The 9,078-nt window shown below is 61.2% G+C and carries 6 protein-coding genes, 2 tRNA genes and 1 pseudogene; 8 read left to right on the plus strand and 1 reads right to left on the minus strand.

The window, feature by feature from the left end; all coding sequences use genetic code 11:
* Positions 1-20 precede the first annotated feature (20 nt).
* From Q0072_RS20475 to Q0072_RS20485, 3 genes are read left to right on the plus strand one after another with little or no spacing between them, the layout of a single operon-like run.
* Positions 21-749: a biotin--[acetyl-CoA-carboxylase] ligase gene (locus Q0072_RS20475; RefSeq protein WP_298333640.1), complete on the plus strand. Its 729-nt coding sequence runs from the start codon at positions 21-23 to the stop codon at positions 747-749.
* Positions 746-1,534, plus strand: coding sequence for a type III pantothenate kinase (locus tag Q0072_RS20480; protein ID WP_290795021.1), 789 nt, complete (start codon positions 746-748; stop codon positions 1,532-1,534). Before Q0072_RS20475 ends, Q0072_RS20480 begins: the two co-directional genes overlap by 4 nt.
* Positions 1,527-3,194: a ribonuclease J gene (locus Q0072_RS20485; protein ID WP_298333641.1), complete on the plus strand. Its 1,668-nt coding sequence runs from the start codon at positions 1,527-1,529 to the stop codon at positions 3,192-3,194. Before Q0072_RS20480 ends, Q0072_RS20485 begins: the two co-directional genes overlap by 8 nt.
* A gap of 124 nt (positions 3,195-3,318) precedes the next feature.
* Here Q0072_RS20485 and phaC read toward each other — a convergent pair whose 3' ends face one another.
* On the minus strand, positions 3,319-5,364 hold the full coding sequence (phaC, locus tag Q0072_RS20490; RefSeq protein WP_298333643.1) for a class I poly(R)-hydroxyalkanoic acid synthase: 2,046 nt from the start codon (positions 5,362-5,364) through the stop codon (positions 3,319-3,321).
* A gap of 185 nt (positions 5,365-5,549) precedes the next feature.
* Between phaC and Q0072_RS20495 the strand changes: the two genes are divergently transcribed.
* The 5 genes and pseudogenes from Q0072_RS20495 (at position 5,550) to Q0072_RS20515 (ending at position 9,059) form a co-directional block, all read left to right on the plus strand.
* Positions 5,550-5,945 carry a hypothetical protein gene (locus Q0072_RS20495; protein ID WP_298333645.1) on the plus strand — a complete coding sequence of 132 codons (396 nt, stop codon included), beginning with the start codon at positions 5,550-5,552 and terminating at the stop codon, positions 5,943-5,945.
* A 25-nt stretch (positions 5,946-5,970) separates the two neighbouring features.
* Positions 5,971-6,939, plus strand: coding sequence for a class II fructose-bisphosphatase (glpX, locus tag Q0072_RS20500; protein ID WP_298333647.1), 969 nt, complete (start codon positions 5,971-5,973; stop codon positions 6,937-6,939).
* A gap of 6 nt (positions 6,940-6,945) precedes the next feature.
* Positions 6,946-8,815: pseudogene (gene recJ, locus Q0072_RS20505) on the plus strand (single-stranded-DNA-specific exonuclease RecJ).
* A 68-nt stretch (positions 8,816-8,883) separates the two neighbouring features.
* Positions 8,884-8,958, plus strand: a tRNA-Glu gene (locus tag Q0072_RS20510).
* 26 nt (positions 8,959-8,984) lie between these two features.
* Positions 8,985-9,059 (plus strand) — tRNA-Glu (locus Q0072_RS20515).
* Positions 9,060-9,078: the final 19 nt, after the last annotated feature.

Below are 9,078 nucleotides of genomic sequence, written 5' to 3' on the forward strand. Positions count from 1 at the left end.
GTAACCCCTGCATTTCTTTTATGGCCCTTATAGACGTTTTTGACTCCCTGCCGTCCACCCAGACCGAAGCCCTCAACCGGCTGCGGGCGGCGGATTGCGGCCCGCGCTGGGTCCGGGCGAAGTGGCAAACGGCCGGGCAGGGGCGCATGGGGCGGCAGTGGGAAGGGCCGTCGGGCAATCTGATGGCCTCGTGGTACGGGGTGTTGCCGGTCGAGATGCGCCGCGTGACGCAGTTGTCGTTCGTGGCGGCGTTGGCGGTAACCGACGCGATCCGCCCCCTGCTGAGGGCACCGGACCCGCTGAAGATCAAGTGGCCGAACGACGTGTTGTACGAGGGCCGCAAGCTGTGCGGCATACTGGCCCAGAGCGAAACGCTTGAAACAGGGTTGGGGATCGTTATCGGCATCGGCATCAATGTCACCGAAGCGCCGCAGGGTCTGAGCTACGGCACGGCGGCGGTCAACGACCTGACGGCGCAACCCCAAACCGTCGAAGGCGTCCTCGAAGCCCTTGATGCGGCCATGACGCGGCGTCTGGACGACTGGCTTACGCATGGCTTTGAAGTCACAGCCGCGCAGTGGTGGGATCAGGCCTATGGTCGCGACCGCCTCTGTCTGATAGAGCAACACCCTCAGGCCCGGACGGGAACGATTCTTGGCCTTGATGAGTATGGCGCGCTGCGCGTCAGAGACCCGGACGGCATGATCCACGTGATCGCCAGCGGGTCCGTTTCGTATCCGGAGGCCTGATGCTGCTCGCCATCGAACAGGGCAATACCAATACGTTATTCGCCGTGCACGATGGCGAAGGCTGGCGCGCGCAGTGGCGCACGGCCACCGAATCGACGCGCACCGCCGACGAATACGCCGTGTGGCTTTATCAGCTCCTTCAGATGAACGGGCTCGATTTCAATCAGATCGAGGACTGCATCATCTCCTCGGTCGTGCCGCAGTCCCTGTTCAACCTGCGCAAGCTGGCCCAGCGCTATTTCAACAAGACGCCCTACGTCATCGGCGACAATACGCACCTAGGCATCGAAGTCCGCATCGACAAGCCGTCGGAAGCCGGGGCGGACCGTCTGGTCAATACGGTGGGCGCCTGGATCAAATACGGCGGGCCGTTGATCGTTATTGACTCCGGCACCGCCACCACCTTCGATGTGGTGGCTGCTGACGGCGCGCTGGAAGGCACGGCGATTGCGCCGGGCATCAACCTGTCGGTTCAGGCCCTGCATTCGGCGGCGGCTAAGCTGCCGCGCATTGCGATTGAGCGCCCGGCGCACTATATCGGCAAGGACACGGTCAGCGCCATGCAATCGGGCATATTCTGGGGCTATATGGGCCTTATCGAATATCTGACCGACAAGATTCAGGCCGAATACGGTCAACCCATGACGGTCGTAGCCACCGGCGGCGTGGCGTCGTTGTTCGAAGGCGCGACCGACCGCATCCATCATTTCGATCCCGATCTTACGCTGCGGGGTCTGCTCGAAATCTATCAGCGTACCCTCTCTAATCAAAAGAAAAATGAGTAAAAACAAAGACGAACTGGTGTTTTTGCCGCTGGGCGGCTCAAACGAAATCGGTATGAACCTCAATGCTTACGGCTTCGGGCCGGAGCATGACCGTAAATGGATTCTGGTCGATGTCGGTGTGACCTTCGGCGACCTGACCACGCCCGGCATCGAAGTCATTGTGCCCGACCCCAAATTCCTCGAAGGCGAGGAGATTCTGGGTGTCATCCTGACCCACGCCCACGAAGATCATATCGGGGCGCTGGGCTGGCTGTGGGATCGCATCAAGGCGCCGCTTTACGCCACGCCCTTCACCGCCTTCCTTATCCGCGAAAAGCTGCGCGAAGCGGGGGTCGAAGACTTCGACCTGACCGAGGTGCCACTGGGCGGCAAGGTGCATCTGGGCCCGTTCGAGATCGACTATATCACCATCACCCACTCGATCCCGGAACCCAACGGCCTGTCCATCAGGACGCCTCTGGGGACGGTGCTGCACACCGGCGACTGGAAGATCGACCCGGACCCGATCACCGGGAAACCCACCGACATCAGCCGTATCGTTGCGCTAGGCGATGAGGGCGTGCTGGCCATGGTCTGCGACTCGACCAATGTGTTCGTGGACGGGCAGGCGGGCTCCGAAGCCGATGTGAAGGTGGCGCTTGAGGCGGTGATCCGTACACTGACGGGTCGTGTAGCCGTGGCCTGCTTTGCGTCTAACGTCGCCCGCATGGACAGCGTCATCCGCGCCGCCGAAGCCTGTGGCCGTTCGGTCTGCCTTGTTGGGCGCTCCATGCACCGCATGGCGGCGGCCGCTAAATTCGTCGGTCTAATGAAGGGCGTGCAGGAATTCGTCTCCGAAGCCGAAGCCGCCAAGATGAAGGACACCGAAGTTCTTTACCTGTGCACGGGCTCTCAGGGCGAACCGCGCGCCGCCCTGTCGCGCATTGCTGACGGCAACCACCCGCTGGTGCGTCTGGGGGCTGGGGATTCCTGCGTCTTTTCTTCGCGTGTCATTCCGGGCAACGAAATCGCCATCCGCAGCCTGCAAAACCGTCTGTCGGACCTCGGTGTGGAAATTCATACCGAAAAGGACCACCCCGGCATCCACGTCTCCGGCCACCCCTGCCGCGACGAACTGAAGCAGATGTATGCCTGGGCGCGGCCGAAAATCGCCATTCCGACGCACGGTGAACGCCGCCACCTGCAAAAGCACGCCGCTCTGGCCGCCGAAATCGGCATCCCGGAACAGGTCGTCCTGCGCAATGGCGATATGGTGCGCCTCGCCCCGGGCAAGCCCGAAATCATCGACGAAGTGCCGTCTGGCCGTCTGTTTGTCGATGGCGGCATGCTGGTCCCCGAAGCCTCCGAAGCCCTGCGTGAGCGCCGCCATGCCGCCCATAACGGCATGCTGTTCGTCTCTTTCGCCCTCAACAGCAAGAACCAGCTGGCATCCTATGTCGAGGTGCGTGGGCTAGGTCTGGCCTTTGAGAACGAGGATAGCATCTCGGATCAGCTCGAAAAGCTGTGCGATATGGCCGAAAAAGCCGTGCAGAAGCTTTCCCGCGAAGAACGCGACGACGATCAGACCGTCGAAACCGCCGTGGCGCGCGTACTCAAAAAGGCCGCTCAGAATACCTGGGGCCGCAGACCGATCGTAGAGACGATTATTCTGAGACTGTAAGGGTTTAAGACGCAGGGGCCACAGGCCCCTGCACCCCATATCAGGTTCTCAATCCCAAAAACCCGGCGTTCATCAGACTTCCGGTTTTGGGGTGTGGGGCCTGCGGCCCCACGATCTTAAAAGACTACGACTTCACCAGCACATAGCTACCCGGCGCATCCATGTCGGGTTTAAACTTGCCCTTGGATGGATCACGCGCCGGGACCATCGGGCCGGACTTGTCATGCAGCCACTGGGCCCAATAGTCCCACCAAGACCCCTTATGTTCGACGGCGTCTTTTTGCCACGACTCAAGAGTCTCTGGTAAGCCATTGGCATTGCTCAGTTCATTGATCCAGTGCTGGTACTTCTGGGCCGCGGGCGGGTTGACGACGCCGGCAATGTGGCCGGAGCCTGCCATGACGAAGGTGACCGGGCCGCCGAACAGGCGGGCCGATTTGAACACCGAACCCGGTGGGGCGATGTGGTCTTCGCGGCCGGACTGCTCGAAGACGGGAATTTTGACGTTTTTCAGGTCGATGGGCACGCCGGCGATATTGAGCTTTCCCTGAGACAGGGCGTTTTCGTGATAGAATTTGCGCAAGTAGTACATGTGCAGCGCCTTGGGCATCCGCGTCTGATCGGCATTCCAGCACAGCAGGTCGAAGGCGGTCAGGTCCTTACCCATCAGGTAGTTATTGACGAAAAAGGACCAGACCAGATCGTTGGCGCGCAGGGCGTTGAACGTATCGGCCATCGCCGCTCCCGGCAGGACCCCGCCTGCCGCATCCATCTGACGCTCCAGCTCTTTCAGCCAGGCTTCGTTGGTGAAGAGGAGCAGGTCGCCGGCTTCGGAGAAATCGTGCTGGGCGGTAAAGAAGGTGGCCGATGACACGCTGTCGTCACCCTTGGCCGCCATGTGGGCCAGAGCGACGCCCAGAAGCGTGCCGCCGATGCAGTAGCCGACGGTATTGATCTTGGGTGAACCTGTCTGCTCACGGACTAATGACACGGCCTTGTAGACGCCGCCGAACATATAGTCCTCAAAGGTGACGTCCCTCAGGTCAGCATCCGGATTGACCCATGAGACGACAAAAACCGAAAAGCCCTGATCCGTCAGCCACTTGATCAGCGAATTCTTCGATTGCAGATCGAGGATATAGTATTTGTTGATCCACGGTGGGAAGATCAGCAGCGGCGTTTCGCGCACTTCGTCCGTAGTCGGATTATATTGCAACAGCTCGAACAAAGGCCCGCGCCATACCACCTTGCCCGGCGTGGTGGCGACGTTTTCGCCAACCTTGAAATGGGCGTAATCGGCCTGAGAAATCTTCAACTTGCCATCACCGCGCGCCAGATCGTCGGCGAATTTCTGCATCCCCTTGACCAGACTTTCGCCCTTGGAGGTGAGCAGCGTGTCGAGCGCCGCCGGGTTGGACATCAGGAAGTTGGAGGGCGAAAAAGCGTCGGTGACCAGCTTGGTGAAAAACTCGGCGCGGCGCTTATGCAGCGGATCGACGTCCTCAACAGAGGACACGAGGTTGTTGAGCCAGGTCGAGGACAGAAGATACGACTTGCGCATCATGTCGAAGACGAGGTTCTGCTGCCAGCGCGGGTCGGAGAAGCGCTTGTCCTTCGGCGTGGTGTCTTCCGGGGTTTCGACGCCCAGCGAGCGGCGCGTCATTTCGGCCCACAACGACATGTAGCCGGTCATCAGGTCGGTCTGGGCTTCGATGACTTTTTCGGGGTTTTGCGCCAGAGAAGTCATGACGCTGGTCATGGCGGGGGCAACCTGAAACGGATCACCGTTTGGCGTGCCGTTGAAATCCGGTTGTTTCAAAACCGCGCTGGCCAATGCCGTCTGCGCGGTGATGGCGGCCTTGGCGAGGTTGATCGACAGGTCTTCCAGCGCCTTCATCTGCTCGGAGTCAAAGGTGGATTCGGGCGGCGGTTCGGACGGAGGGGGCGTTGGCGACGGCGCGGACTGCGCCGCAGGTTTTGGGGCCACGGGGGCTTCGACGGGGCTGGCCTTAGGGGCAGTCTTTGTTTTGGGCGCTGTTTTGCGTGTGGTTTTGGCCACGGGGGCAGGGGCTACTGCGGGCGTCGCTTCGGCGGCTACGGCTTTTTTAGGGGCAGTGGCCTTACGGGTTTTGGCCTTGGAAGCGGGTTTCTCAGTGCTTTTTTCAGTCATGGCGGCCTCCGCGAGTCGTTCCTTGGTATTTTCTAACGCGCTTCATCAGGCGTTGCGCCACAATTTTCACTGTATAATATGCAACATCGCGTTATGACGTGTTTTAGGGCTGTTCAGGACTCGCAAAGTTTGCTTTTGATCAGGCCGGTTTTTATAACCGATGCCATCGGTTGCGGAGCTTCCTCATGATTAAGCGGTCAAAGATCCACGCGCTCTTGCTGCCTTGTGCGGTTATCGGAGCCTTTGCCGCGTCCGTTTCAGCGCAGGAAGCGTCTTCGCCGCGCGCCTACGACAGCTTCCCGAAATGGTCTGAATTCCCGCCGCCGCCTCAGGATGTACCGACACCGGAGCAGATCAGACAACAGGTGGTGGCGCTGAAAGCCAGATCCGATCAGCTTCAAAAAACGGCCGATGCCCTGCCGTGGGAGCTTAAGGCCCCTGAAGCCATGGCTAAGGCGGCCAATGCGCGCATCGACCCCGTTCTGGGGGCGCCGATCAAAAATGGCGCCGACAGTGCCGCCATAGAAAGCCTTGCCGCTCGCCTGCGCGCGCGCGCCGAGCCGCCACCCGTGGCGAAATAAAAAACAGACCAACAGGGAATTGCCTATGTCACAAACGGGTTTCGACCTGGCCCTCGACATTGTTCGGGTGGCCGAAGAGGCGGCTATTGCCGCGCACGGCTGGATCGGCAAGGGGGATGAGAAGGCGGCGGATCAGGCGGCGGTGGACGCTATGCGCTCGGCGCTCAATGCCATCGACATGGACGGCCGTATCGTCATCGGCGAAGGCGAGCGTGACGAAGCCCCCATGCTGTTTATCGGAGAGACGGTCGGCACGGGCAAAGGCACGGCGATAGACATCGCGCTTGACCCTCTGGAAGGCACGACTCTGGCGGCAAAGGCCATGAACAACGCCCTGACCGTGGTGGCGTTCGCGCCGCGCGGCGGGCTGTTGCACGCGCCGGACACCTATATGGACAAGATCGCTATTGGTCCGGGCTATCCTGAGGGTGTGGTCGATCTGGACGCCAGCCCCGAAGACAATGTGCGGGCACTGGCTGCGGCCAAGGGTGTGGATGTCTCGGAAATCGTCGCCTGTGTGCTGGATCGCCCGCGCCACGACCGCATCATCGCTTCGCTGCGCAAAGCCGGAGCGCGCGTGCACCTGATCACCGACGGTGATGTCGCCGGCGTCTTCCACACGGCGCAGCCGGAAACCGGCATCGACATCTATCTGGGGTCGGGTGGGGCGCCGGAAGGCGTGCTGGCGGCGGCAGCTTTGAAATGCGTCGGCGGTCAGTTTCAGGGCCGTCTGGTCTTCCGCAATGACGATGAGCGCCAGCGGGCGCAGCGTCTGGGTCTGAGCGATTTCGACCGTAAATACAGCCTGAACGAACTGGTCTCCTCGGATGTTGTCTTCGTAGCGACGGGCGTCACGCCCGGTGCATTGCTGGACGGGGTGCAAAAGGAGATGTCGCCCGACGGAGAGGTGTTTATCAGCACCGAAAGTCTGGTGATGATTTCACGGACTCAGACTATCCGTAAGCTGTATATGCGTCGCCCCCTCCAATCGTGATGTCCCATGCCCGATGATCCTGCCCGCCAGAACCTGACCGACCTGCCGCCGTTTCTGGGGGTGGAGACGTCGGTGACGGGCCGTCTGTGGGTGGATCGTCGCGACAGCCAGCGCGTGGGCACACATGAATTGCGTCAGATTACGCAACAGATCGCGCTCAAAGGCCTGATGGAAGAGGCCTTTGTCGAGCCGGTAGCGCGATCGATTGCCGCGCGTGGCGTGACGGCGGCAACGCTCGACGACTATTTGCGCCCGACTTTGAAGGCGCTGTTCCCCGATCCCGACGGGTTTATGGACATGCCACAGGCGGTGGCGGCCATTCTCGATGCACTTCAGGCGCGTCAGAAGATTTACGTCTTTGCCGACTACGATGTGGATGGCGCGACCTCGGCGGCGCAACTGGTGCGCTGGTTCCGCCATATGGGTCACGAACTGAGTGTCTATGTGCCTGACCGGATGCTGGAAGGCTATGGCCCGTCGGAAAAGGCCTTTGACCGATTAAAAGCCGAAGGTGCCGATCTGGTCATCACGGTCGATTGCGGCGCGTCGGCGCACCGGGCGCTCGACTATGCGGCGCGTATCGGCCTTGAGGTCGTGGTGATCGACCATCACATCATGCGCGAAGACCCGCCCAAATGCCGTGCTGTGGTCAATCCCAACCGGCCGGGCTGTACCTCGGCGCAGGGAAATCTGGCGGCGGCCGGCGTGGTGTTCGTGGTGCTGGCGGCGCTTAACCGCGAAGCCGAAAAACGCGGACTGTTTGCCGAGCGGCCCAGACCGGACCTGACTCAGTGGCTCGATCTGGCGGCTTTGGGGGCTATCTGCGACGTGACGGCACTGAGTGGGTTCAATCGCGCGCTGGCCTCGCAAGGGCTTAAGGTCATGTCGCGCCTGAACAATCCAGGCATCCGCGCCCTGATGCAGGTAGCCGGGGGTGAACCCAAGGACGCGGCAGCGGCTCTTGGGGTGTTTCATTCGGGCTTTGTGCTGGGGCCGCGCATCAATGCCGGTGGGCGTATCGGCCGCGCTGATCTGGGGGTGCGGCTTTTGTCCACCGACGATGCGGACGAGGCGGCGGCGCTGGCGCAGGAACTGGATGAACTGAACAAGACGCGCCGCGACGTCGAAGCCGTCGTGCAGGAACAGGCTTTGGCTCTGGCCGAGGCAAAGGGGCTGGTTACGGCAGACGATCACGTCATTATCGTCGCGCACGAAGACTGGCATCCCGGCGTCATTGGTATTGTGGCGGGTCGGCTACGCGAACGTTGGCACAAACCGGTCATCGTCATCGGCATCGACCCGGTTACGGGGATAGGCAAGGGGTCGGGTCGCTCGCAGGCCGGAATCAATCTGGGGCAGGCGGTGACGGCGGCCTTTGAAAGCGGCCTGTTGCTGTCGGGGGGGGGGTCACGCCATGGCGGCGGGCCTGAGTATAGAGGCCGCGCGTATCCCTGAGTTGCGGGACTTTCTGAACGCGCATATCGCCAATGCCACCGTCGAGGCCGACCGTAAGGACCGGTTGGAGATTGACGCCGCGCTCAGTGCCGCGACCTGTACGCGGGCCCTGCTGGAGCGTTTTGAGATCATGGCCCCCTTCGGTCAGGGCAATCCGGAGCCGATGTTTGTGCTGCCGGGGATGCGGGTCGGCTATGCTTCGGCGCTGAAGGGCGGGCATGTGCGTTGCGACCTGATTGACGAGGGTGGCAGGCGGCTGAAAGCCATCGCCTGGCGCGCGCAGGATACGGCGGTAGGGGCGGCCCTGCTCAACCCGGTGGGGGCCGTCCACGTGGCGGGGCGGCTGAAACCTGACGACTATATGGGCCGCAAGGGCGTGCAGTTCGAAATCGAGGATATCGCTCATATATTCACAAGTTGAGGCGATATTGCCGAAAATAGCGCTTGCAACGAACAATCCGTGACGCTATCAAGCGCACCTCTTGACGCGGTCCCTTCGTCTATCGGTTAGGACGTCAGGTTTTCAACCTGAAAAGAGGGGTTCGACTCCCCTAGGGACTGCCAGTCAGGACATATTGATACGGACACGCGGTCCCTTCGTCTATCGGTTAGGACGTCAGGTTTTCAACCTGAAAAGAGGGGTTCGACTCCCCTAGGGACTGCCACCGTAACCTTCTTCCTCAC

The sequence above is a fragment of the Asticcacaulis sp. genome (genome assembly GCF_027484505.1).
Taxonomy (GTDB): Bacteria; Pseudomonadota; Alphaproteobacteria; order Caulobacterales; family Caulobacteraceae; genus Asticcacaulis.